Annotated in this window: 20 protein-coding genes and 1 pseudogene; 11 read left to right on the forward strand and 10 right to left on the reverse strand. The window is 70.7% G+C overall.

Features of this window, described 5'->3' with window-relative positions:
• Nucleotides 1–4: 4 nt before the first annotated feature.
• The 3 genes from catA to OG787_RS04120 are packed head-to-tail and all read right to left on the reverse strand — an operon-like array spanning nt 5 to nt 2931.
• Nucleotides 5–859, reverse strand: a complete 855-nt coding sequence (gene catA / locus OG787_RS04110; protein WP_369032654.1) for a catechol 1,2-dioxygenase — start codon at nt 857–859, stop codon at nt 5–7.
• 39 nt (nt 860–898) lie between these two features.
• A complete protein-coding gene (locus OG787_RS04115; protein ID WP_369032653.1) occupies nt 899–2002 on the reverse strand; it encodes a mandelate racemase/muconate lactonizing enzyme family protein in 1104 nt (367 codons plus the stop codon).
• Entirely contained in the window at nt 1999–2931 is a 933-nt protein-coding gene (locus tag OG787_RS04120) for a LysR substrate-binding domain-containing protein (RefSeq protein WP_369032652.1), read from the reverse strand. The genes OG787_RS04115 and OG787_RS04120 overlap by 4 nt, the downstream gene beginning before the upstream one ends.
• A gap of 234 nt (nt 2932–3165) precedes the next feature.
• On the opposite strand from OG787_RS04120, the gene benA reads away from it, so the two are divergent.
• The 6 genes from benA (at nt 3166) to OG787_RS04150 (ending at nt 11164) form a co-directional block, all read left to right on the forward strand.
• Nucleotides 3166–4512 carry a benzoate 1,2-dioxygenase large subunit gene (benA, locus tag OG787_RS04125; protein WP_369032651.1) on the forward strand — a complete coding sequence of 449 codons (1347 nt, stop codon included), beginning with the start codon at nt 3166–3168 and terminating at the stop codon, nt 4510–4512.
• Nucleotides 4509–5015, forward strand: a complete 507-nt coding sequence (gene benB, locus OG787_RS04130; RefSeq protein WP_369032650.1) for a benzoate 1,2-dioxygenase small subunit — start codon at nt 4509–4511, stop codon at nt 5013–5015. The genes benA and benB overlap by 4 nt, the downstream gene beginning before the upstream one ends.
• A gap of 13 nt (nt 5016–5028) precedes the next feature.
• The gene (benC, locus tag OG787_RS04135; protein WP_369032649.1) at nt 5029–6063 is read left to right on the forward strand and encodes a benzoate 1,2-dioxygenase electron transfer component BenC; all 1035 of its coding nucleotides are present in this window, start codon (nt 5029–5031) and stop codon (nt 6061–6063) included.
• Nucleotides 6060–6842 (forward strand): benzoate diol dehydrogenase BenD, encoded by a 783-nt coding sequence (benD, locus tag OG787_RS04140; RefSeq protein WP_369032648.1) that lies wholly within the window; start codon nt 6060–6062, stop codon nt 6840–6842. Before benC ends, benD begins: the two co-directional genes overlap by 4 nt.
• 142 nt (nt 6843–6984) lie before the next feature.
• Nucleotides 6985–8352 carry an MFS transporter gene (locus OG787_RS04145; RefSeq protein ID WP_405534313.1) on the forward strand — a complete coding sequence of 456 codons (1368 nt, stop codon included), beginning with the start codon at nt 6985–6987 and terminating at the stop codon, nt 8350–8352.
• Complete coding sequence (locus OG787_RS04150) at nt 8345–11164, forward strand: AAA family ATPase (protein ID WP_405534314.1); 2820 nt, start codon at nt 8345–8347, stop codon at nt 11162–11164. Before OG787_RS04145 ends, OG787_RS04150 begins: the two co-directional genes overlap by 8 nt.
• A gap of 74 nt (nt 11165–11238) precedes the next feature.
• Here the strand turns inward: OG787_RS04150 and OG787_RS04155 are convergent, their stop codons facing one another.
• Nucleotides 11239–13044: a helix-turn-helix domain-containing protein gene (locus OG787_RS04155; RefSeq protein ID WP_405534315.1), complete on the reverse strand. Its 1806-nt coding sequence runs from the start codon at nt 13042–13044 to the stop codon at nt 11239–11241.
• A gap of 207 nt (nt 13045–13251) precedes the next feature.
• Between OG787_RS04155 and OG787_RS04160 the strand changes: the two genes are divergently transcribed.
• From OG787_RS04160 to OG787_RS04180, 5 genes and pseudogenes are all read left to right on the forward strand, one after another.
• Nucleotides 13252–14058, forward strand: a complete 807-nt coding sequence (locus OG787_RS04160; protein ID WP_405534316.1) for a class II aldolase/adducin family protein — start codon at nt 13252–13254, stop codon at nt 14056–14058.
• On the forward strand, nt 14055–15149 hold the full coding sequence (locus OG787_RS04165; protein ID WP_369037954.1) for an enolase C-terminal domain-like protein: 1095 nt from the start codon (nt 14055–14057) through the stop codon (nt 15147–15149). The genes OG787_RS04160 and OG787_RS04165 overlap by 4 nt, the downstream gene beginning before the upstream one ends.
• Nucleotides 15150–15247: 98 nt before the next feature.
• Nucleotides 15248–16291 carry a carbon-nitrogen hydrolase family protein gene (locus tag OG787_RS04170; protein ID WP_405534317.1) on the forward strand — a complete coding sequence of 348 codons (1044 nt, stop codon included), beginning with the start codon at nt 15248–15250 and terminating at the stop codon, nt 16289–16291.
• A gap of 82 nt (nt 16292–16373) precedes the next feature.
• The gene (locus OG787_RS04175; RefSeq protein WP_369032644.1) at nt 16374–16913 is read left to right on the forward strand and encodes a YbhB/YbcL family Raf kinase inhibitor-like protein; all 540 of its coding nucleotides are present in this window, start codon (nt 16374–16376) and stop codon (nt 16911–16913) included.
• A gap of 182 nt (nt 16914–17095) precedes the next feature.
• Nucleotides 17096–17278 (forward strand): annotated as a pseudogene (locus OG787_RS04180) (HAD-IA family hydrolase); the annotation flags it as partial.
• A gap of 203 nt (nt 17279–17481) precedes the next feature.
• On the opposite strand, the gene OG787_RS04185 reads toward OG787_RS04180, so the two are convergent.
• The 6 genes from OG787_RS04185 to OG787_RS04210 all read right to left on the reverse strand — a co-directional run bounded on the left by OG787_RS04185 (nt 17482) and on the right by OG787_RS04210 (nt 23865).
• Nucleotides 17482–19992, reverse strand: a complete 2511-nt coding sequence (locus OG787_RS04185; protein WP_405534318.1) for a SpoIIE family protein phosphatase — start codon at nt 19990–19992, stop codon at nt 17482–17484.
• A 368-nt stretch (nt 19993–20360) separates the two neighbouring features.
• Nucleotides 20361–20810 carry a hypothetical protein gene (locus OG787_RS04190; protein ID WP_369032252.1) on the reverse strand — a complete coding sequence of 150 codons (450 nt, stop codon included), beginning with the start codon at nt 20808–20810 and terminating at the stop codon, nt 20361–20363.
• 156 nt (nt 20811–20966) lie between these two features.
• Nucleotides 20967–21623 carry a hypothetical protein gene (locus OG787_RS04195; protein ID WP_369032251.1) on the reverse strand — a complete coding sequence of 219 codons (657 nt, stop codon included), beginning with the start codon at nt 21621–21623 and terminating at the stop codon, nt 20967–20969.
• A 155-nt stretch (nt 21624–21778) separates the two neighbouring features.
• Nucleotides 21779–22753 (reverse strand): NADP-dependent oxidoreductase, encoded by a 975-nt coding sequence (locus OG787_RS04200; RefSeq protein WP_369032250.1) that lies wholly within the window; start codon nt 22751–22753, stop codon nt 21779–21781.
• A gap of 31 nt (nt 22754–22784) precedes the next feature.
• On the reverse strand, nt 22785–23576 hold the full coding sequence (locus tag OG787_RS04205; protein WP_405534319.1) for a dioxygenase: 792 nt from the start codon (nt 23574–23576) through the stop codon (nt 22785–22787).
• Nucleotides 23569–23865 carry a DUF2218 domain-containing protein gene (locus tag OG787_RS04210; protein ID WP_405534320.1) on the reverse strand — a complete coding sequence of 99 codons (297 nt, stop codon included), beginning with the start codon at nt 23863–23865 and terminating at the stop codon, nt 23569–23571. The genes OG787_RS04205 and OG787_RS04210 overlap by 8 nt, the downstream gene beginning before the upstream one ends.
• Nucleotides 23866–23883 lie beyond the last annotated feature (18 nt).

A 23883-nucleotide genomic window follows, 5' to 3' on the forward strand; every position in this document is an offset into this window, starting at 1 on the left:
CGCATCACGCCTTGTCGAGGACGAAGTCGTACGTGACCTCGTTGCCGTCGCCGTCCGCGACCGGAGTCGGGGCGAGGATCAGTTCGGGCTTCACGGCCTGGGCGATGTCGTCCTCGACGTGGCTGCCGCCCTGGAAGTACAGCTGGGTGGTGATGAGCTGGTGGCCCGGGGCCGACACCTTCAGGTGGAGGTGGGCGGGGCGCCACGCGTGCCAGCCCGCGGCGGCGATGAGCCGGCCGCAGGAGCCGTCGGTCGGGATCTGGTACGGAGCCGGCTCGATGGTGCGGATCCAGAAGTGGCCGGTGTCGTCGGCGACGACCGTGCCCCGCAGGTTCCACTCCGGCAGGCCGGGCGCGAACTGCGAGTAGTAGCCGTCGTTGTCGGCGTGCCAGATCTCGACGAGGGCTCCCGCCAGCGGCGATCCGTCCACGGCCGTCACCTGCCCCTGGAAGAGCAGCGGGGTGCCCTCCTCGGTCTGGCGCGTCGGCAGCTGCGCCTCGGCGGGCAGGCGGGGGGCGTCCGGGATGTAGTAGGGGCCCTCGATGGTGCCCTTGCTGCCCTCGCGGTTCTCGTTCGCGACCTCCTCGACGACGTGCTCCAGCCACACGTCGAGGAAGAGCGGCCACTCGCCGTCCTCGCCGACCTGGATCAGCCAGGACTTGAGCACGTCGTACTCGGCGTAGGTCACCTTGTGGCGGCGGATGATGTCATGGGCCGCGGTGAGGAGTTCGGTGACGAGGGTGTCGACGCGCTCGGTGTCGACGTCGATCCCGTCCGTGCGCTGCTTGGTGCGGAACTGCTCGGTGGCGGCGGCTCCGGAGGCGGCGGCGGTGGCCTGCTCGATGGTGGTGTCGGTCATGGTGATCCCGTCCCTTGAAAGTCGTGTCGTGAAGGTGTGTCAGCAGTCCTGGCGGTAACGCGCCAGCTTCTCGGGGTCGATGTCGATGCCGAGTCCGGCGCCCTCGCGGATGCGCAGGGTGCCGTTCTCGATGGTCAGCGGCTCGGTGAGGAGGTCGTCGGTCATGTCGAGGAAGTTGGACAGCTCGCCCGCGTACCGAGCGCTGGTGCGGTGGGCGGCGCCGAAGGCGACCGTGCACAACGTGCCGATCTGGCCGTCGATCTGATTGCCCATCACCACCTCGACGCCCAGGCCCTCGCACTCGTGCAGCACACGCTGCGAGGCTGTGAAACCGGTACGCGCCGTCTTGATGCTGATCGCGGTGGCCGATCCGCCGAGGAGTTCCCGGGTCACCTCCGCGGCCCGGGTGGCGCTCTCGTCGGCGATGAACGGAACCGGGCTCCGCGCGACCAGCCAGCGACGGCCGAGTACGTCGTCGGCGGGGCAGAGTTCCTCGGCGAACGTCAGGCCGAGGTCGGCCATCTCGCGCAGGGCGCGGGCGGACTCGGACGCGGTCCAGCCCCGGTTGCCGTCGATGTAGAGCTCCGCGTCCGGGCCGAGGGCCTCGCGCAGCGCGCGGCATGCCTCGACGTCCTGCGTGTAGGGCCGGCGCCCGACCTTCACCTTGAAGGTGGTGACGCCGTACGTGTCCCGGATGCGCTCCACCTCGGCGACCATCTCGTCGGCGGGCGCGAAGCCGACCATGTGGCTGACCCGCATACGGTCCGTGTAGCCGCCGAGGAGGCCGGAGACCGGCATACCGGCGGCCTGGCCGAGGACGTCCCACAGCGCCATGTCGATGGCGGCCTTGGCGGTCGGATTGCCGACGGTCCGGTCGAGCCGCTCGTGGACCGCCTCCCGCTCCAGCGCCGTCAGGCCCAGGATCTGCGGGGCGAAGAGCTTGTCGATCACCGCGACGATCGACTCCTGGGTCTCGCCATAGGTGTAAGGGCGGGGCGGTGCCTCGGCGGTCCCCGTCAGACCCTCGTCCGTATGCACCCGCACCAGTACGTGATCGGCGGTGTGCACCTCTCCGCTCGCGAACTTCAGCGGTTTCCGGTAGGGGATCGCGAAAGGCACGGCTTCCACTGCGGTGATTTTCACGGCGTTTCCCCTGTGCTCTCGTGAATTTCCTGTCCGGTGACCGCCAGGAACACGTCGTTTCTTTCGAGTACGTCCAGCAGGCGCCCCAGCAGCGGCGATTCGTCGTCCGCCCGCCAGGCCAGCACCAGGGGGACGGACAGCGCGTCCACGATGTCCTTGCACACCACGCCCTCGCGGGGTGCGGAGCGGATCGAGTCGGGCAGGACCGCGACGCCCAGGCCGGCGGCGACCATGGCCAGGGCGGCCGAGGTCTCGGTGACCTCGTAGGCGGAGTGCGGGTAGAAGCCGGAGGCGAGGCAGCTGCGAACCACGGCGTCGTGGACGACGGAGCCGAGCGTGGCGCCGTACATGACGAAGTCCTCGTGCCGCAGTTGCTCCACGTGGACGGTGTCCGCCTCGGCGAGCCAGTGCCCCTCGGGGACGGCGGCGACGAGTGGTTCCTCCGCGATGAGGCGGTGGGCGATGCCCTCCTGCCGGATCGGCGGGCGCAGCAGGCCGATGTCGAGGCGGCGCTCGGTCAGCCCCAACTCCTGTGCGGGCGTGAGCATCTCGGTGTGCACCTCCATCATCGTGTGCGGCAGCTCGCGCTTCACCAGCCGGGCGAGTGCGGGCAGTTGGCGGTACGAGGCGGAGCCCGTCAGGCCGACCCGGAGCACCCCCTCCACCCCGTCGGCGAAGCGCGCGACCCGGGCGACCGCCTCGTCGACGGCCTGGAGGATGCGCTCCACGTCGGTGCGGAACACCTCGCCCGCCCCGGTCAGGGCAACCTGACGGGTGGTACGGGTGAAGAGCTCCACGCCCAGTTCCTTCTCCAGTCGGCGGATCGCCTGGGAGAGCGGCGGCTGGGCCATGTGGAGGACTTCCGCGGCCTTTCCGAAATGACGTGTTTCGGCGACGGCCGCGAAATACCGAAGATGCCTGAGTTCCATCGGGCTGCCCCCATCCTTTCGGGGCCCTCGAATGCACCTCAGCGTAGGAAGCGAATCCGGTACCCACAAATATCTTGTTGCAGCGTATTGAGACTCCCGTGATATCAATACCCCCCTTGGTCAACCCTGGGGAAATGTCTGGGGCCGACTCTTCACCGCGCTGTCATGGTGCTGAAAAGCAATGGCAACGAGGCCGCCGGCTTGCGGCCTGGTCGAGGTGAAAGGGACGGGATCATGGCCGAGGACTTCAGCCGGGCGCAGACCATCCTCGAAGACGCCCTCGTGGAGGACCCCGCAAGCGGTGTGTACCGGGTGCGGCGGAACGTCTTCACCGACGAGGAGCTCTTCGAACTGGAGATGAAACACATCTTCGAGGGGAACTGGGTCTATCTCGCCCACGAGAGCCAGATCCCGGAGGTCGGCGACTACTTCACCACCTACATCGGCCGGCAGCCCGTGGTCATCTCCCGGGACAAGCAGGGCGAGCTGCACTGCCTGATCAACGCGTGCAGCCACCGCGGCGCGATGCTGTGCCGCAGGAAGACCGACAACCGCACCACCTTCACCTGCCCGTTCCACGGCTGGACGTTCAACAACAGCGGCAAGCTGCTGAAGGTCAAGGACCCGCGCGAGGCCGGCTACCCGGAGCAGTTCAACACCGACGGCTCGCACGACCTGAAGAAGGTCGCCCGCTTCGAGAGCTACCGCGGCTTCCTCTTCGGCAGCCTCAACCCGGACGTCAAGCCCCTCACCGAGCACCTCGGCGACGCGGCGGTCGTGATCGACATGGTCGTGGACCAGTCGCCGGAGGGCCTGGAGGTGCTGCGCGGCTCGTCGACGTACCACTACGACGGGAACTGGAAGCTCCAGGCGGAGAACGGCGCCGACGGCTACCACGTCTCCGCCACCCACTGGAACTACGCGGCCACCCAGGCCCGCCGTACCTCCGGCGAGTCGAAGAACGACACCAAGACGATGGACGCCGGCGGCTGGTCCAAGCAGAAGGGCGGCTTCTACTCCTTCGACCACGGCCACCTGCTGCTGTGGACGAAGTGGCTCGACCCGACCAACCGTCCGCTGTACGAGAAGCGCGACGAGCTGGCGGCAGAGTTCGGGGCGGAGAAGGCCGACTGGATGATCGGCGTGTCCCGGAATCTGTGCCTGTACCCGAACGTCTACTTGATGGACCAGTTCAGCTCGCAGATCCGGCACTTCCGGCCGATCTCCGTCGACAAGACCGAGGTCACCATCTACTGCATCGCCCCCAAGGGCGAGCCGGCCGAGGACCGCGCCCGCCGGATCCGGCAGTACGAGGACTTCTTCAACGCCACCGGCATGGCCACCCCGGACGACCTGGAGGAGTTCCGCTCCTGCCAGAAGACCTACCTGGCGGAGTCGATGCCGTGGAACGACCTCAGCCGCGGCGCCGTGCACCAGATCGACGGCCCGGACGAGGACGCCAAGAAGATCGGCATCAACCCCGTTGCCAGCGGGGTGCGCACAGAGGACGAGGGGCTCTACCCCATTCAGCACGGCTACTGGCTGCGGACCCTGCGCAAGGCGCTGGAGGTGGCGAAGTGAGCACGGCAGTCGAAGAGATCACGCTCGAAGGCATCCGCCGGTTCCTCTACCGCGAGGCCCGTCACCTCGACGACCGCGAGTTCGAGAAGTGGCTGGAGTGCTACCACCCGGACGCCGAGTTCTGGATGCCGGCCTGGGCCGACGACGACCAGCTCACCCGCGATCCGCAGCGCGAGATCTCGCTGGTCTACTACCCGAACCGCGGTGGTCTGGAGGACCGCGTCTTCCGCATCCGCACCGACCGCTCCAGCGCGACGAGCCTGCCCGAGCCGCGCACCGGCCACAACATCACCAACGTCGAGGTCACCGGCCGCGACGGTGACCTGGTGGACGTGCGCTTCAACTGGTTCACGCTCTACTACCGCTACCAGACGACCGACACGTACTTCGGCACGTCCTTCTACCGCCTCGACCTCTCCGGCCCGGCCCCGCTGATCACCCGGAAGAAGGTCGTCCTGAAGAACGACTACGTGCATCACGTCGTCGACATCTACCACGTCTGAAACGAGCACCCTCATGACATTCCAGGTCGCCCTGGGCTTCGAGGACGGCATCACCCGGTTCATCGAGTGCCGACCGGGAGAAACGGTCGCCGACGCCTCGTACAAGGCCCGCATCAACATCCCCCTCGACTGCCGCGACGGCGCCTGTGGGACATGCAAGTCGGTCTGCGAGTCCGGCAGTTACGACGGCGGTGACTACATCGACGAGGCGCTGACGGAGGACGAGGCGGCCCTCGGCTACTGCCTGCCCTGCCAGATGACCCCGCACAGCGACCTCGTGCTGCGCATTCCGTCCACCTCGGCGGCCGCGAAGACCGCGGCGGCCTCCCACACCGCCACGCTGGTGGACATCCAGCGGCACTCCCCCACCACCGTCGGCTTCACCCTCGACGTCGGCAACCGCGCGGCACTGGGCTTCCTGCCCGGCCAGTACGTCAACATCGCGGTCCCGGGGACGGACCAGGCCCGGTCGTACTCCTTCAGCTCCGGCCCGAACCAGCAGCTCGTCTCGTTCCTCGTACGCCTCGCCGAGGGCGGCGCGATGTCCTCGTACCTCGCCGAACGCGCGCAGGTGGGCGACCGCCTCGACTTCACCGGGCCGATGGGCGGTTTCTATCTGCGTGAACTCGCCCGCCCCGCCCTGTTCCTGGCCGGCGGCACCGGACTCGCACCGCTGCTGTCGATGCTGGAACGCCTGGCCCAGAACCCGGAAGCGCGGCAGCCCGTCCACCTGCTCTACGGCGTCACCACCGACCAGGACCTCGTCCATCTGGACACCCTGGAGGACTACGCCGGGGTCATCCCGTCGTTCACCTTCGACCACTGCGTGGCCGACCCGTCCAGCAGCGCCCGGAACAAGGGGTTCGTCACGAACCTGATCGACGCCAAAACTCTCCACGACGGCGACGCGGACGTCTACCTCTGCGGGCCGCCGGCGATGGTCGAGGGGGTGCGGGGGCACATCGCGTCGCTCGGCGTGACGCCGGCGAGCTTCCACTACGAGAAGTTCACCCCGGCGGCCGTACGGCAGACAGCGGAGGCGGCATGAGCGCGCAGGTGCACACGGACCGGTTCGCGGGGAAGAAGGTGCTGGTCACCGGCGCGGCCCAGGGCATCGGGCTCACAGTCGCCCGCCGTCTGACCGCCGAGTCGGCCGAACTCACTCTCGTCGACCGCTCCGAGCTGGTGCACGAGGTCGCGGCCGGACTCGGCGCACACTCCGTCACCGCCGACCTGGAGTCCTACGGCGGGGCGGAGGCGGCGGTCGCCTCCGCCCTGGAGCACCACGGCCGGATCGACGTCCTGGTCAACAACGTGGGCGGCGCGATCAACTTCAAGCCGTTCACCGAGTTCACCGCCGACGAGATCCAGGCGGAGATCACCCGCTCACTGATGACCACGCTGTGGTCCTGCCGCGCGGTGCTGCCGACGCTGACGGAGCAGGGCCACGGCGTGATCGTCAACGTCTCCTCGTGCGCGACCCGCGGTATCCACCGCATCCCGTACTCCGCGGCAAAGGGCGGCATCAACGCGCTCACCGCGTCACTCGCCTTCGAGTGTGCCGACGCCGGCGTCCGCGTGGTCGCCACCGCGCCGGGCGGCACCGAGGCGCCCCCGCGCCGGATCTCCCGGGGCACCCCGGCACCGCGGACGGCACAGGAGAAGGACTGGTTCCAGGCCCACATCGACCAGACCCTCTCCTCCAGCCTGCTGAACCGCTACGGCACGCTCGACGAGCAGGCCGCCGCGATCTGCTTCCTCGCCTCCGACGAGGCCTCCTACATCACCGGCACGGTGCTCCCCGTCGCCGGCGGAGACCTCGGCTGACACCTCCTGCTCCCCGTCCCCACCTCCCCCACACGCCTGATGCCCCCCACCTCCCCAGTACCGCATGCCGCTGCCCGGGGTCCCCCCATGCCCGGACAGCGGAGGCAGACCCATCCGCTCCCGTGAAAAAGGGGTCACCACGATGAACACTCAGCAGCCGAGAACAGCCGACCCACGGCAGCGCGCCACGCTGCGCTGGATCGTCGCCATCACCTTCGTCGCCCTCCTCTTCGACGGCTACGACCTCGTCGTCTACGGCACCGTCGTCCCCGTCCTCCTACGGGACCCGAGCCAGATCGGCCAGCTCACCACCGGCCAGGCGGGCGCCCTCGGTTCCTACGCGCTGGTGGGCGTCATGGTCGGCGCCCTGCTCGCCGGAGCCGTCGGCGACCACATCGGGCGGCGACGCGTCACGCTGGTCGGCATCGTCTGGTTCTCCGTCGCCATGGGGCTGAGTTCCTTCGCCACCGACATCGCCGTCTTCGGCTTCCTGCGCTTCCTCACCGGCATCGGGGTGGGCACGCTGGTGGCCACCGCGGGTGCCGTGATCGCCGAGTTCGCCCCGCCCCACCGCCGTAACGTCTACAACGCGATCGTCTACAGCGGCGTCCCCGCCGGTGGCGTCCTCGCGGCCCTGCTGGCGCTCGCCTCCGGCGGGGACAACTGGCGCCTGCTGTTCCTCTTCGGCGCCGCGCCCCTCGTGATCCTGCTGCCCGTCGCGCTGCTGCGCCTGCCCGAGTCACCGAAGTGGCTGCTCGCCCGCGGACACGTGGCACGGGCCCGCGAGGTCGCCGCGCGCACCGGGGTCGCCCTGCCCGACGCGGCACCGGCCGAGGCACCGGAGAAGACCAAGGTCGGCTTCGCTGCACTCGCCACCCGCCGCTACGCCCTGCCCACCCTGCTCCTCGGCCTGATGAGCTGCTCGGGCCTGCTGCTCACCTACGCCCTGAACACCTGGCTGCCGGAGATCATGGGCCAGAGCGGCTTCGGCAAGTCGTACGCCCTGCTCTTCCTGCTCACCCTGAACGGCGGCGCCATCATCGGCGGCCTTCTCGCCTCGCGTTCCGCCGACCGGCTCGGCCCCCAGCGAGTGATCGCCACGACGTTCGTGCTGGCCGCCGCCTCCCTGTGTCTGCTCCCGTTCGGGCTGTCGCTCGGCGTTCTGCTGGCCCTGGTCGCGACCGCGGGCGTGGGCACCATCGGCACTCAGGTCCTCATCTACGGCTTTGTCTCCAACTATTACGACACCCCGGCCCGTGCGGCGGGCGTCGCCTGGTGCGCGGGATTCGGCCGGCTCGGCGGCATCGGCGGCCCTCTCGTCGGCGGGGCGCTCATGAGCGCCGGGCTCGCCCCGCGCCACGCCTTCTACGTCTTCGCCGGAGTCGCCCTGGTCGGAGCGCTCGTCACCTGCTTCGTCCCGCGCCCGGCGGCCGAGCGCACGAAGGCCCGGTCCGCTTCCGTGACCGAGCCTCTCGCGAGTGGCGGTGCTAGCGTGCTGGCACATGAATGACCGCCCTGAACAGCGGCAACGCCTGATCGGGCGGGTCGGCGAGAGCACCGCGCTGACCCGCGCGATCGGCGCCGCCTGCGCGGGCCACCCCTCGTTGGTCCTGGTCGAGGGACCGGCGGGCATCGGCAAGACGGCCCTCGTCGAACACGCCCTCGGGGCCCACCGGCCACACGACGACACGCCCGTTCCCGGTGTCCTGCGCGTGGCCGGAGTGTCCTGGGAGTCCGGTCTGCCCCTGGGGATCACGGAACAGCTCATGCAGGCCGGTGCGCCCGGCTCCGCCGTGACCGTGCCGGACCCCGCCTCCCCGCAGGCGGTCCTGGACACCGGCCGGCTTCTGCACCGCCAGTGGGCGGCCCGGCAGGAGCTGGGGCCGTTCGTGGTGATCGTCGAGGACGCCCACTGGGCCGATGTGGAGAGCCTGCGCGCGATCCGCTCCGCGGTGCGCCGGATGGCGCGGGAGAAGGTCCTCGTCGTGCTGGTCGCCCGCGACGCACCGTACGAACTGAACGGGACGCGAGGCCCCGGCGAGAACCTGCCGGACCTGGCCCCCACAGTGCTGCGGACCCTGGAGTTCCTCGACGGCTGTCGCGACGACGCCGTACGGCTGCGGCCCCTGTCCCCCGAGGAGGTCGGGACACTGGCCCGCGAGATCGAGGGCGTCGCTCTGGACCTGTCCGCGGCTCGGCACCTGTGCCGCCACACCCTGGGCAATCCCCGCCACGTCACCCAGTTGCTGCGTGAGCTGCCCCGCGAGACCTGGCAGGACTGGCGGCCCGATCTGCCCGCTCCCGTGCGCTACGCCTCGGCCGTCCGGCACCGTCTCGCCCGGTGCGGTGACGCGGCCCGGGCCCTGGTGGAGGCGTGTGCCGTCCTGGCGGACGACGTGTCGCTCGCCGAGGCCGCCGCGCTCGCGGACATCGACGACCCGTTGCCCGCCGTGGACGAGGCGCGGGCGGCGGGGCTGCTGACCGCGACCGTCGATCCCGGACGCACCCTGCTGGCCTTCGCCCACCCGCTGATCCGGGCCGCCGTCCTCACGGGCATCGACCTGGCCCGGCGCGCCGCGCTGCACCGCCGGGCGGCGGCGACCGTCGAGGGCCCCGGCCGACGGCTGATGCACCAGGTGGCCGCGGCCACCACCGTGGACGGGAAGCTCGCCGAGGAACTCGACCAGTACGCGGCCGAGCGGGCCCTGGCCGGGGAGTGGGCCGCGGTGGCCGACATCCTGGTCCGCGCCGGCCGGCTCAGTCCCGCCCGCGCCCTTCGCCAGGACCGGCTGCTGCGAGCCGTCGACGCCATGATCGGTGCCGGGGACGTGCCGCAGGCCGCCGGCTTCGCCGCGGAGCTGGAGAGCTTCCCGGCCGGCATCCTGCGCGACGTGGTCCTCGCCTACCTGGCGATCATGCGCGGACGCCCGTCGGAGGCCGAGGTGTTCCTGACCCAGGCGGAGGAACGCTGCGACCCGGAACACGATCCCGAGACGATGGCGAAACTCTGCCAGCGCCGCGTCCTGCACGCGCTCGGGCGCTGGGATCCGCCCGATCTCGTCGCCTGGGCCCGCCGGGCCGTCGAACTGGCGGATCCCGGCGACCCGTCGGCCGTCGAATCGGAGGCCATCCTGGGTCTCGGGCTCGCCGCCATGGGCCGTCCGGAGGAAGCCCTGGCGGCGTACGAGGCCGCCGCCGCCAAACTGCCCGGCGGCGCCCAGCCCCAACGATTTCAGCTCGGCCGCGGCTGGGTGGACCTCGCCCTCGACGACCCCGAGGCCGCACGCCGCAGACTGGAGGCCGCCGTCCCCACCGGCTACCGGATGGGCTCCACCCGTATCTCCCTGTGGGCCCAGGGCTGGCTGGCCCGCACCCAGTTCGCCCTGGGGGCCTGGCAGGAGGCCGTCGAGACCGTGCAGCGCGCGGCGGCCCGTCTCGCCGAGGTGCGCATCGAACTCGTCCGTCCGCTGGTCCACTGGACCGGCGCCCAGCTACACGCCCTGCGCGGCGACTGGGACCTGGCCGACCACCACCTGGGCGAGGCCGCCGCCGACCTGCACCACTACGAGGTCATGCTGGTCCCGGCCTGCCTGGCCCGCGCCCAGGTCGCCGAGGCACGCGGCGACTACGCACGAGCCCTCGAAGCACTGTCCCCCCTCGCCCACCTGCCCGCCCGGGAGGCCATCGACGAGCCGGGGTTCTGGCCCTGGCAGGACGTGTACGCCAACGCCCTCGTGATGACCGGCCAGTTGGACGAGGCGGACGCGTTCCTCACCCCGTACGAGGACCTCGCCGCACGCCGTGCCCACCGCTCCACCCGGGCCCGGCTCGGTCTGGCCCGCGGGCGGCTCACCGCCGCGCGCGGCGACATCGACACCTCCCGCGAGGAGTTCGAACAGGCCCTCGCCCACCTGGACAACCTGCCCCTCCCCTACGACCGGGCCCGCGTCAACTTCGCCTACGGCCAGACCCTGCGCCGTGCGGGCAAGCGCCGCGAGGCCGACACCGTCCTCCAGAACGCTCGCGACGCCTACGCCACCCTCGGCGCCCGCACCTACGTCGAGCGCTGCGACCGCGAACTCAAGGCGGGCGGCCTGCACACCGGCCGCACCACCCCCGCCCTCTCCCGGCTCACGCCCCAGGAACAGGCCGTGGCCCAGCTCGTCGCCGCCGGAGCCACCAACCAGCAGACGGCCCTCGACATGTTCATCTCCGTCAAGACCGTCCAGTACCACCTCACACACATCTACGCGAAGCTCGGCATCCGCTCCCGCAGCGAACTCGCCGCCCGCTTCCGGGAGACCCCGCCCCAGGACGACTGACGGCAGCGCCCTGAGGACGTGGGGCCCGGCACGGTCACGCCTCCACACTCTGCGGCTCCGCGACGGCCGGTACGTCAGTCGACCTGCTCAATCCGCTGGGCCAATTCATGGAGATGGACCGCGAGCTGAAGCCTCAGGGCGTTGTCCGGCTGCTGCCATTCGGGGCCGAGCAGGCCGCCGATGCGCTCGATCCGCTTGAGGAGCGTGTTGGTGTGGATGTGCAGGGCGCGGGCGGTTGCGGCGAGGTTGCGGGAACTGGCGAAGTACGCGGTGAGGGTGCCCAGGAGGTCGGTGCCGCGTTCGGTGTCGTGGGCGAGGAGTTGGCCGAGGGAGTCGTCGAGGAAGGCTCCGAGATCCTGGTCCCGGTCGGGATCGAACAGGACGGTGTACATCGCGAGCCGCTCGGTGGTGGTCCCGCCGTCCCGCACCCCGATCCCGCGCAGTACTCGGCAGCAGCGGCTCGCCAGGGTGACGCTGCCTCCGAGTGGTTCCGCACCGGGCCGAACAGGCGCCGCACAGACGAGGGCAGGGGTGTCGAGCACGTGGCGGAGTCTCTGGTGGACGCTCGTCGCGGCCGCTGTCGCGTCCTGGGCGCGGATCAGGGCGACGGGGACGCCGAGGTGCTCGCCCGCCAGACCGTCGTACTCCTGCGCGAGGCCGTGCAGCAGGCGGGTCGTGTCGCCGAGCCGGTCCTTCGCCGCGTCGACCACCAGGACGGTGTCGAGATGTCCGGGCTCGATGTGCCGGGCGCGGGCGCGCAGCGCGAGTTCGGTGGAGAACGGGCGCGGGGCGGTGAGGAGTTGGGTGAGGAGTTCGCCCCGGACGCGTTCCTCGGCCCGGACGACGGCGTCCTGGGTCAGGGTCAGCAGGGCCGCGGTCTGTGCCGCGCGTTCGAGGATGCGTGCCTCGACCGGGTCCGGGTCGCCGTGGCGGGACAGGACGAGGGCGCCCATGTGGGTGGCGCCGACGACGACCGCCGCCACGGTGTGCCGCAGGGTGTCGCCACGCTCGACGGTGACACAGCGCCCGGACCTGCGGCTCTCCTCGATGCCGGGGGCGACCGCCTCGGCCATGGGCGGGGAGGCGGAAAGGACGGCGTGCTCACGGACCTGTGCCTCGCCCTCGTCGGCAGGCTCTCCGCGGGCGACGAGGACACGCTGGGCGTGGTCGAGGACGAGGACTCCACCGCCCAGGGTGTCCACGACGAGATCGGCGACGGCGCCCACGTCACCGCCGGCCAGCACCACACGGGTGAGCGCCTCGTGGACGGCCTCGGCCGCCTCGATCGTGGCGTACGCCGTCTCCAGGGCGTGCAGCGCGCGGCGGCTCTCGTCGTAGAGCCGGGCGTTCTCCAGCGCCACCGCCGCGTGGTCGCCGAAGGCGCTCAGCAGGGCGACATCGTCCCGGACGAACGGCCGCTCCTGACGGTTCGCCGCGATCAGCGTGCCGAGGAACCGGCCACCCGCGATCAGCGGGACCCCGAGCATCGACACGATGCCCTCCGCCTCGATGGAACTGTCGATACCCGGATGGTGGACGATCTCGGTCGACGCCAGATAGTCACTCGCCCAGTACGGGGCCCGGGTCGTGGCCACCCGCCCGGCGATGCCGACATGGGCAGGACCGTGCGTCCGCTCGGCGAACCCGGGGGTGACCGTCCCTGCCGTGGCGCGCACCCGCAGATACGCCCCGTCCTCCTCCAGCACCGCCAGATACGCGAGATCGGTACCGATCAGGTCATGAGCGTGCCCGACGACACTGGCCAGCACCTCCTCGACTCCGCGCAGCACGGTCAGCGACCGTGCCGTGGCGTACAGACTGGACAGCTCCCGCTCCCGACGACGCTGGCGTTCGAGCAGCTCATCCGCGGTGCTGTCCATGAGACGTCCTAGGTCACAGCCGTCAACGAGTGTGTGAATCATACGCCCGACATGCAATGAGAGTGGAGAGTTCACACCTCTGCCCGGCCAGGATACGGCCGTAGCCTTCCCGACAACGAGCGGTGGACGTCCTCGCCGCCCACCCCGCACGGCCGTTCCCGGCCTCCCTGATCGCCCGATCCCTAGATCGCCCGGGAAGGATCACCCATGATCACCACCTCCCACCCGACAAGCGGTGCCGCCTGGGACCGCATCGCGCTTCCCGACCCCACGGTCCGCGAGCGCGTCAGCCCGGAGGAATGGGCCGTACGAGTCGATCTGGCCGCCTGCTACCGGCTGATCGCCCGGTACGGCTGGACGGACATGATCTACAACCACATCTCCGCCCGGGTGCCCGGCCGTCACGACCGGTTCCTGATCAACGCTTTCGGCCTGCTCTACGAAGAGATCTGCGCGTCGAACCTGGTCACGGTCGACCTGGCGGGCAACGTCCTGGACGGCCCCGAGTCGGGCGCCAATCCGGCCGGCTTCATCATCCACTCCGCCATCCACCAGGCCCGTCCCGAGGTGGCGTGCGTGCTGCACACCCACAGCAAGGCCGGGTCCGCAGTGGCGGCCCAGCCGCGCGGCCTGCTCGACATCAGCCAGCACGCCATGCGCTTCCACGGCCGGCTGGCCTACCACGACTTCGCCGGCATCGTGCTGGACCAGGCAATGCAGGACAAGCTCGTCGGCGACCTCGGTGACAAACGGGCGCTGATCCTGCGCAACCACGGCCTGCTCACCACCGGCGAGGACGTCCGCTCGGCCTTCGAGGACCTCTACTACCTCGAACTGGCCTGCCAGATCCAGGTCACCGCCCAGGCCAGCGGCGCGGTCATCGAGTGCGACGAGGAGATCGCCGAGCACACGGCCGGACAGTTCGACACCTCCAACGAGGCCTTCATCCACGGCCGCGACTGGGCCGCCCTGCGCCGCATGCTCGACCGCGTCGACCCCTCGTACGCGCAGTGAACCGTCCGATGGGCAACGAGCGGCTCACCGTGCGTTCGGTCCGGGCGCGCGCCGTGAACGTCCCCCTGGCCCGGCCGGTCCGCACGGCGGTCGGCGACGTTCCCACGGCGCCGCTCGTCCTGATCGACGTCGACACCCACGAGGGAATCCACGGCCGTTCGTACATCTTCGGCTACACGGACCGGACGCTCGGCGCCCTGGTCCGCCTCATCACGGACATCGGGCCGGAACTCGCCGGAAAGTCCGTGGCTCCGGCCGAGCGCATGCGCGACTTCGACCGCCGCTTCAAACTCCTCGGCTGGCAGGGCCTGGTGGGCATGGTCGTGGGCGGTCTCGACATGGCGCTGTGGGACGCCCTCGGCCAGGCGGCCGGGCTCCCCGTCGTCGCCCTGCTCGGCGGCGAGCCCAAACCCCTTCCGGCGTACGACAGTTACGGCGTCGTCGACCCGGTCCAGGACGCTCCGGTCCTGGAGAAGGCGGTAGCCCGCGGCTTCCGCGGCATCAAGATCAAGCTCGCCGGACGGACCGCCGAGGACGACGTGAACGTCGTACGAGAGGTCCGGGAAACCATCGGCCCCGATGTGGCGCTCATGGTCGACTACAACCAGTCGCTCACTCCCACCGAGGCCGTGAAGCGGATCAACCGCCTCGCCGCGTACGACCTCGCTTGGGTGGAGGAACCGGTGCCCGCCGACGACCTGCACGGCCACGCCGCTGTCCGCCGCGCCTCGCCGGTGCCCATACAGACGGGTGAGAACTGGTGGTTCCCGCGCGGTATGGCGAACGCCGTCACCGTCCGGGCCAGTGATCTCTGCATGCTGGACATCATGAAGATCGGCGGCGTGACCGGCTGGCTCCAGGCCATGGGCCAGGCCGACGCCGCCTCGCTCCCCCTGTCCAGCCACCTCTTCATGGAAGCCAGCGCGCACACCCTGGCTGTGACACCGACAGCCCACTGGCTGGAGCACCTCGACTTCGCCGGACCCCTGCTGGCCGAGCCCTTACAGCCGGTCGACGGCACGATCACCGCGCGAGGCCCCGGCCTCGGCATCACCTGGGACGAGGAGGCCATCACCCGCTTCAGCCACTGAGAGCCGCTGAGAGTTTCCGAGCCGGACCGTCACCCACCCGCACTGGAGGACACCGCTCCCCCATGCACACCTGATCCAATTGAGATGGAGTACGAGACGTGTCTTCCGTAGTGCGTGTAGCGGCCGTACAGGCCGAACCCAAGTGGCTGGACCTCGACGCCGGGGTGGACCACGCCGTGGACCTGATCGCCCAGGCCGCCGCCGGCGGAGCCGAGCTGGTCGCCTTCCCCGAGGTGTTCCTGCCCGGCTACCCGTGGTGGATCTGGCTGGACTCCCCCCTCGCCGGCATGCAGTACGTCCCCCGGTACGCGGACAACTCCATGACCCGCGACGGAGAACACCTCGCCCGTATCGCCGCGGCCGCCGCCGAGCACCGCATCTTCGTCGTCCTCGGCTTCGCCGAACGCACCGTCACCGGCAGCCTCTACATGGCCCAGGCCACCATCGACGACACCGGCCGCGTCCTCGCCGTACGCCGCAAACTCAAGCCCACCCACGCCGAACGCACCGTCTTCGGCGAGGGCGACGGCAGCGACATCCAGGTCCACGAGACCAGACTCGGCCGCCTCGGCGCGCTGAACTGCGCCGAGCACATCCAGCCGCTGACCAAGTACACGATGTACAGCAAGGGCGAGCAGATCCACGTCGCGTCCTGGCCGAGCTTCTCCGTCTACCGGGGCATGGCGACCGCGCTCGGGCCCGAGGTGAACACGGCCGTCAGCCTGGTCTACGCCGTCGAGGGCCAGACCTTCGTCCTCGCGCCCTGCGCCACGGTCGGCCAGGCGGGACAGGACCTGTTCTGCGACACCGACGCCAAGCGGGAACTCCTCCTCCAGGGCGGCGGATTCACCCGCATCTACGGCCCCGAGGGCACCGAACTCGCCAAGCCCCTGCCCGAGACCGAGGAGGGCATCCTCTACGCCGACCTCGACTCCGACCTCCTCGCCATCGCCAAACACGCCTACGACCCGGCCGGCCACTACTCCCGCCCCGACGTCTTCCGCCTCACGTTCAACCCGAACGCGACCCACGCGGTCCAGCACGTCGGCCCCACCGGCGACGCGGCGGTCACAGGACGCGGTTCCGCTGTCGCCTCCACCGAGCCAGCCGAATCCGGCACGGACACGGCCGTGGCGGACTGAACACGGGAGGGCGGGACTGGGTGACCGTCCCGCCCTCCACCCCTCCCCCATGGACGACTGATTCCGTGAAAGGAACGACGCCATGAGCGCCAACGACCCCTTCGCCCGCCTCCCCGAGGCAGCGACCTTCACCCTCACCAGCACCACACTCACCGACGGCGCCCCACTGCCCGTCGAGCAGATGTCCGGCCTCTTCGGCATCCCGGGCGGCAAGGACGTCTCCCCGCAACTGTCCTGGAGCGACGCCCCCGAGGGCACCCGGAGCTACGCCGTCACGATGTACGACCCGGACGCCCCGACCGGCTCCGGCTTCTGGCACTGGGCCGTGGCCGACCTCCCCGCCACCGTCACCGACCTGCCCGAGGGCGTCGGCGACGACACCGGATCCAACCTGCCCGAGGGCGCCTTCCAGGTACCCAACGACGCCCGCACCGGACGCTTCATCGGCGCGGCCCCGCCGGCCGGACACGGCGCCCACCGCTACGTCTTCGTGGTGCACGCCCTCGACGTCGAGAACATCGCCATCCCGACCGACTCCACCCCCGCCTTCCTCGGCTTCACCATGGCCCGCCACATCCTCGGCCGCGCGATCCTCACCGCCACCGCCGAGACCCCCGCCTGACCATCACGTCGGACAGGCCGCCAGGCCGCCAGGCTGGAGGAGACCGCATTGCGCGTTCTGTTCATCGGTGCTCGTCTCATGCCTGCCCGCGACCCGAGGTGGGTGTGAGCGGTGGCGCGTGACCTGGTGCGGAACTCACCGCCCCGGACGCCTCGGTCCCCTACCCCGACACCGAACCCGTCCTGCGCGCACCGCGTGAACGCGGACTGCGCATCGGCATCGTCAGCGACTTCGCCCGGGACCTGCGCACCCACCTCGCCCACCACGGGCTGGACGCCCTGATCGACACCTGCGTCATCTCCTACGAGCTGGGCCGCGAGAAACCCGACCCGCAGCTGTTCCTCAAAGCCTGCGCTGACCTCGGCGCGGACCGCCACGCCACCCTCATGGTCGGCGACAACCCCGTCCGCGGCGGCGGGGCGACCCCTGCGGCCTGCGCACCTACATCCTGTCCGCCGAACACCGCACCGGTGAGCGCGGCCTGGCGGACGTGCTGCGACTCGTGCTCGGCTGCTGGGGAACAGACCCGCTCCCACTCCTCAGGCTCGTCCTCGCTCGCGCGGAAGTGTCAGCCGTCGTCGGGGCCAACCCCGCAAGGGCTGTCTCCATCAGTGGGCTGGTCGGGGGTGGGCAGGGGCTGTTCGGTCCAGATGGTCTTTCCGGTGCTGGTGTGGCGGGTGCCCCAGCGCTCGGTGAGCTGAGCCACGATGAACAGACCGCGGCCGCCCTCGTCGAAGACGCGGGCGCGTCGCAGGTGGGGGGCGGTACTGCTGGCGTCGGAGACCTCGCAGATGAGGGCGGTGTCGTGGATCAGCCGCAGTTGGACGGGAGGGCCGCCGTAGCGGATGGCGTTGGTGACCAGTTCACTGACGACGAGTTCGGTGGTGAAGGCGGCGTCCTCCAGGTTCCAGTCGGACAGCTGGGCGCAGGCCAGTTCGCGGGCGCGGGCGACGACCGCCGGATCGGCAGGCAGGTCCCAGGTGGCGACCCGGTCGGAACCCAGGGCCCGGGTCCGGGCCAGGAGGAGGGCCGCGTCGTCGGTGCGCCGCTCGGGCAGCACGCTGCGCAGGGCCGCCTCGCACGTTTCCTCCAGGGGGCGGCCGGGTGTGGCGAGGGCTTCACGGAGAAGGGCGTATCCGTCGTCCGGATCGCGGTCGGGGGTTTCGAGGAGACCGTCGGTGTAGAGGACCAGGACGCTCCCTTCCGGAAGGTCGAACTCCGCGACCTCGAAGGGCAGGCCGCCGACCCCCAGCGGGGGGCCCGCGGGAACGTCGAGGAGGTCGACCGCGCCGTCCGGGGTGGCCAGGGCCGGCGGGGGATGGCCTGCCCTGGCCGCGGAGCAGTGCCGGGAGATGGGGTCGTAGACGGCGTACAGGCAGGTGGCACCGACCTCGCTCGCGTACTCCTCGGCCGGGTCGATGTCATCGTCCGCCGAGTTCTCGCGGTCCAGGCGCAGGACGAGGTCGTCGAGCTGGGTGAGCAGTTCGTCGGGTGTCAGGTCCATGTCCGCGAGGGTGCGTACCGCGCCGCGCAGCCGGCCCATGGTGGCGGAGGCGCGGATGCCGTGGCCGACGACGTCTCCCACCACCAGGGCCACCCGGGCTCCGGACAGCGGGATGACGTCGAACCAGTCGCCGCCGATCCCGGCGCTGGACTGGGCCGGCAGGTAGCGAGAGGCCACTTCCACGGCGGCCTGCCGGGGCGCGTGGTGCGGCAGGAGGCTGCGTTGCAGGGCAAGGGCCACCGCGCGTTCGCGGGAGTAGCGGCGGGCGTTGTCGACGCACAGCGCGGCGCGGGCCGCCAGCTCCTCCGCCAGGAGCAGGTCGTCCTCGCCGAACGGATCCGCCGTGCGATGGCGGGCGAGGATCGCCAGCCCCAGGGTGGCACCCCGGGCCCGCAGAGGCGCCATCATCATCGAGTGCATGCCGTGGACCCGGATGCTGCGGGCGCGCTCAGGGGAGTCCGCCGCCCACCACCGCAGGGTCTCGGCATCGATCTGGTGCCGTGAGGCCCGGCCGGCGGCCAGGGCGCGACCCGGGGGCGAGCCCGCGGAGTAGGTGTGTGTCGCTCCGAGCGGAACCGCTGCCTCGGGGCAGCCGGGAAGCACGGAGCGCTGGGCGGCGCGGCGGAAGACCAGGAGGCCGCCGGGGGGAGCCGCGTCCGCGTCCTGGCCCTGGACGGCGCTGTCCAGCAGGTCCACGACGACGAAGTCGGCGAGGTGGTCCGTTGCGACTTCCGCCAGTTCGTCGGCCGTGCGGGTCAGGTCGAGCGTGGTGCCGATGCGCAGTCCGGCCTCGTTCAGCACGCTCAGCCGCCGACGGGCCCGGAACTGCTCCGTGGTGTCCACCGCCGCCAGGGACATGGCCCGCACATGGCCCGCGGGGTCCTTCACCGGGTACAGGGACAGCAGCCACGTACGGGTGTCCCCGAGGGCTTGCATAAACGCCTCGCGGGTCACCGTCTCCCCGCCCCGCAGTACCCGTTCCACGACCTCGGCGAGATCATCCATACCCTTGAGATGGCCGGATTCCCCGATACGCACGCCGAGAAGGTCCCGTTCGGGCTCGCCCACGGCGCGTTCCATCGACGCGTTGAGGGCGATGGCCAGCGCCTGACGGTCGAAGAGCGCCATGGGAAGCGGAATCTGGTCCAGCGCCCACTGCTTGAGCGTCGCCGTCTCCGGTTCGCCCCCGGCGCCTTCCGTTTCCGTGGCCGTCGCACCGGGCTGCTCCGGCTCGGTGACAGTGAGGAACCAGTGCGATTCGCCGTCCGCGTCCAGCAAGGAGTGTGCCTCGACCGACAGATCCACCCGGTGTCCGTCACGGTGCCGCACAGCGACCTGCCCGCTCCAGCCCTCCCGCGCGGCACATCGGGTCGCGACGGTCGCCGGAAGGGAGTCGGCAAGCAGCCCGGCAGCCGGCTGGCCGACGACCTCAACAGGCTCGTAGCCAAGGAGCGTACGCGCTCCGGGACTCCACGCGGTCACCAGTCCGTGGCCGTCCACCGCCGCTGATGCGGTCTTCTCCGACGTCGGCCCCGCGCGGCTCAGGCCGACCGTGGCCGCGCCGTCTCTGTCCATGGGCACAACTCTCGCCTGCCGCAGCAGCCACCTCCGATCCTGGCGGACCCGTCCGCGGCGTCACCTCCAGATTGCTCCCTTCCCTCCGCCCGCACAAGCGCACCGGGCAGGGTGCGGAAACACTGCGGAGCACACAGAGAGTGGGTGAACTGCGGGTGGTGAACTGCCACGACATGCCTGGCGGGGCGGGACAGTCGCGCTGTCCCGCCCCGCCGTGGGCTTCTCCGTCGCCGCGGGCGGTGCGGTCGGCGGCCTCGGAGTCGACCGCGTCCGGCCCACGGGCGGGGCGAGCGCGCCCCCCCTCCGCCGCGCCGCGGTCCCGGCCGCTTGTGCCGTGCCGGAGCCGGGGGCCTACGGGGTGGGCATGACTACGGGATCGAGACCCGGTACACGCCGCTGGAGATGTCGGCTGCCGTAGGCGTGACGGTCACGCCGCCGAGGGACTGCGTCCGCCGAGGTGTCGCCGGGTCGTCCCAGTCGCACTTGTTGCCCTCCCAGGCGGAGATGCCGTAGGTGGTACCCGCGGTGACCTGGTAGTCGGTGGCGATGACAGGCCGGGGCCAGACGCCGGAGACGCCGTACTCGCTCACGCACGTGACGGAGGTGCCGTCGTCGATCCGGAGACTGCCGAAGGACACGATGGAGGTGCCTTCCCCTCGGACCTGCGCCGGCACCTCGACGGTGAGTGAGGCCGTGGAGGCGGCGGACGCCGCGGGCGCCGCGGCGAGGGCAGTAGCACTCGTGACGGCCAGCAGGGCGGTCACGCCGACGGACCGGGCCGTGCGGCGCATGCTGCCGTGGAGGTGCTTGAGTCGCATGTCTTCTCCAAGTGGTGAGATGAACTTGAACTCTCAAGAATTTTGTGGAACCAGTGTTGCCGGAGGGGCACCGACGCAGGGAGAGCGATTTGGGCCATCCTGGTCCGCCGCCGGGTGGCTCGTGGCATCACCGTCTTCAGGTATGCCGTAGGGCATCTATTCGGCGAAGACGTACTGCTCGACGATCAGCCCCTTCTCCCGCCTGGCGAAGGTGACCGTCCGGTTGCCGAGGGCGGTGCCGTGGATGGCGCAGCTCCAGCCCGGGTACACGCCGGCGGCGCGGCGGAGCCCCTCGTCGTCGGGGTTGGTGAGGGTGAGCGAGGGGCGCGCGGTCGGCCGGGGAGCCTCTTCGGAGGGCAGTTCCCGCATGAAGAGGATCTCGCGGACGATCTGGCCGCTCCGCCACTGGGCGACGGTCGCCATCCGGACCCCCATGGCGGGGATGCCGCCGATGGTGGCCGTCCAGTCGCCCCGCGCCACATTGGGCTGATGGGTGACGACGAGGGCGTCGGGGACTTCCACCTGGAACTGGTGCATGGCGGCGATGTGCGGCTCGACGCCTTCGGTGATGACCCCGCCCCACTCCACGACGACATCGGCGGCGTGGTAGTGCCGCTGCATGTCCATGTCCTTGTTGTTCCAGGCGACGAAGTCCGCGATGTGGAAGTCCTTCGTGTTCGCCAGCTCCAGCTGGAACCGGCTCCCGTGCCGCAAGGGCGAGGCCGCCGCCGGAGTGGCGAGCGCGGGGATCGCCACCGCGGGGACACCGACCGCCGCGGCGCCGAGCAGCCCTCTTCGGGTGAGATGTGACATGTGTGCCTCCTGTGTTTCAAAGGACGAGGAGCCAGGTGGGCCCTCGTACGTGTGGGGAGATGCGGCCCGTAGGGGGGCGGGCCCGCGAGGGAAGAAGGCCACCCGTTGCCACGGGCAGGGCGCGGCAGGCGGCGCGAACGCCCGCACTGCGTGGGTCAGGGCAGGATGACCGTCTTGCCGCGGGCGTGGCCGGAGCGGGCGCGGCTCACGGCGGCCGGGGCGTCGGCCAAGGGGATCTCGGCATCTATCGTGATGCGGAGCTTGCCCGCGGCGGCGAGCGCGGCGAGAGCTTCCAGCTCTTCCCGGCTGGGGTCGTTGGCGAGGTTGACCCCATGAATCTCGCGGGCGGCCAGGGCCTCGGGATCTGCGGCGTAATTGGTGCTGATGAACGTGCCGCCGGGCCTGAGCAGACTCGTCAGGGCGTCGATGCTGCCGCCGGGATGGGTGATCAGGTCGAGGACCGCGTCGATGCCGTCGGGGTGGGCGGCCAGGACCTGTTCGGCGGTGGGTGCGGCGGTGAAGTCGATGGTCTGGTGGGCGCCGAGGCCACGGAGGTGGTCGCCGAGGTCGGGTGGGGCGGTGGCCAGTACCCGGGCTCCCTGGAGGGCGGCGAACTGGATGGCGGACTGACCCACTCCTCCGGAGGCGCCGTTGATGAGGATGACGTGTCCGGTGTCGAGCCGGGCGGCCTCGATGGCCTGGTAGGCGGTGACGCCGGCGGTGGGCAGCGCCGCCGCGACGAGGAACGGCAGGCTGTCGGGCATGCGCGCGACTTTGCCGTCCTCGGCGATCAGGACGTACTCGGCGTACGAGCCTCGCCCGAGCCGAACGTCCATGAACTGGCCGTACACGGTGTCGCCGGGCCGGAAGCGGGTCACGCCGGGGCCGATGCCCGCGACCACGCCGGCGCCGTCCGAGCCCATGACGAGGGGGAATTCGTGCTCGACCACGCCTTTCAGGGCCCCCTCGGCGACCTTCCAGTCGAAGGGGTTGAGCCCCGTGGCGTGCAGGCGGACCAGCAGTTCGCCCGGGCCCGGCTGCGGTACGGGAATGTCGGTGAGCAGCGGTTCGGCTCCGAAGCCGGTGATGATGACGGCTTTCACGGCGATGCCTCTCTTCTCTGCTGTCATCCGTGCTTGCTCGGGCGGGAGTTGACGGGTCTCAGCCGATCCGCACGGACCGTTTCGCCATGCCGAACCAGAAGCCGTCGATCACGGTGCGCTGATCGGCGAGTTCTTCATGGCCCGCGCCGAGGGTGACGAACAAGGGGGCGAAGTGCTCGGTACGGGGGTGAGCGAACCGTGCCGCCGGCGCCTTGTGCCGAAAGTCCACGAGGGCGTCCAGATCCCCGGTTTCCAGGGCGCGTCGGCCCCAGTCGTCGAACTCCGCCATCACCGAGGAGACCTCGTTGTCGAAGTTCATGGCACGCAGGTTGTGGGTGAAGAAGCCGCTGCCGACGATCAGTACCCCCTCATCCCGCAGCGGTGCCAGCTTCCGGCCGATCTCCATGAGCTTCACCGGGTCGAGGGTGGGCATCGAGACCTGGAGAACGGGGATGTCGGCGTCCGGATACATCTCGACGAGCGGCACGTACGCGCCGTGGTCCAGGCCGCGGTCGGGGAAGTCCTGCACCGGCGCACCAGGGCCACGCAGCAACTTGCGCACCGATGCCGCGAGTTCGGGAGCACCGGGCGCCGCGTAGGTCACCTGGTAGTACTTCTCGGGGAATCCCCAGAAGTCGTGGACGAGTGGCACGGTTTCCGTGGCGCCGAGAGCGAACGGGGCCTCCTCCCAGTGCGCGGAGACCATCAGGATCGCCTTGGGCCGGGGCATGTCCGCGGACAAGGCCGCCAGTTGGCCGGGCCAGACCGGGTCGTCGGCCAGAAGCGGCGCCCCGTGAGAGAGATAGACGGCGGGCAACCGGCCGGCGGGCATGGCCGTACTGTCAGTCATGGCGAGGCGCTTCCCAGGGGACGGTCAACTCGTTGCGGCGGCCGAAACGCTCGAGATGGCTGCCCACGACGTCCTGGATGGCGGCGAGCGCGGGAACGTCGGGTGCGCTGACCTGGATCAACAGGTGGTCGTCTGCGGGCTGGAGCACGACGACGGTTTCCTGGAAGGTGAGGCGGTGCCCGCCGTCGGGTGCCTCCTCAACCGGGATCTTCCGGCCGAAGTGCGAAGCGAGCTGTTTGGCAAAGCGCGGTGCCGCATCGGTGGCGACGCGGGCGTGGGAGTTGGGCATGGCAGGGCTCCGGGGTGG

The organism is Streptomyces sp. NBC_00075 (assembly GCF_045041225.1).
Taxonomy (GTDB): domain Bacteria; phylum Actinomycetota; class Actinomycetes; order Streptomycetales; family Streptomycetaceae; genus Streptomyces; species Streptomyces adonidis.

Coding starts and splice junctions, on each gene's coding strand:
- catA (WP_369032654.1), bottom strand. CDS start 859: ATGACCGACACCACCATCGAGCAGGCCACCGCCGCCGCCTCCGGAGCC.
- OG787_RS04195 (WP_369032251.1), bottom strand. CDS start 21,623: ATGTCACATCTCACCCGAAGAGGGCTGCTCGGCGCCGCGGCGGTCGGT.
- OG787_RS04175 (WP_369032644.1), top strand. CDS start 16,374: ATGAGCGCCAACGACCCCTTCGCCCGCCTCCCCGAGGCAGCGACCTTC.
- OG787_RS04155 (WP_405534315.1), bottom strand. CDS start 13,044: ATGGACAGCACCGCGGATGAGCTGCTCGAACGCCAGCGTCGTCGGGAG.
- OG787_RS04120 (WP_369032652.1), bottom strand. CDS start 2,931: ATGGAACTCAGGCATCTTCGGTATTTCGCGGCCGTCGCCGAAACACGT.
- OG787_RS04205 (WP_405534319.1), bottom strand. CDS start 23,576: ATGACTGACAGTACGGCCATGCCCGCCGGCCGGTTGCCCGCCGTCTAT.
- OG787_RS04200 (WP_369032250.1), bottom strand. CDS start 22,753: ATGACAGCAGAGAAGAGAGGCATCGCCGTGAAAGCCGTCATCATCACC.
- benC (WP_369032649.1), top strand. CDS start 5,029: ATGACATTCCAGGTCGCCCTGGGCTTCGAGGACGGCATCACCCGGTTC.
- OG787_RS04190 (WP_369032252.1), bottom strand. CDS start 20,810: ATGCGACTCAAGCACCTCCACGGCAGCATGCGCCGCACGGCCCGGTCC.
- OG787_RS04150 (WP_405534314.1), top strand. CDS start 8,345: ATGAATGACCGCCCTGAACAGCGGCAACGCCTGATCGGGCGGGTCGGC.
- OG787_RS04210 (WP_405534320.1), bottom strand. CDS start 23,865: ATGCCCAACTCCCACGCCCGCGTCGCCACCGATGCGGCACCGCGCTTT.
- benD (WP_369032648.1), top strand. CDS start 6,060: ATGAGCGCGCAGGTGCACACGGACCGGTTCGCGGGGAAGAAGGTGCTG.
- benA (WP_369032651.1), top strand. CDS start 3,166: ATGGCCGAGGACTTCAGCCGGGCGCAGACCATCCTCGAAGACGCCCTC.
- OG787_RS04145 (WP_405534313.1), top strand. CDS start 6,985: ATGAACACTCAGCAGCCGAGAACAGCCGACCCACGGCAGCGCGCCACG.
- OG787_RS04160 (WP_405534316.1), top strand. CDS start 13,252: ATGATCACCACCTCCCACCCGACAAGCGGTGCCGCCTGGGACCGCATC.
- OG787_RS04185 (WP_405534318.1), bottom strand. CDS start 19,992: ATGGACAGAGACGGCGCGGCCACGGTCGGCCTGAGCCGCGCGGGGCCG.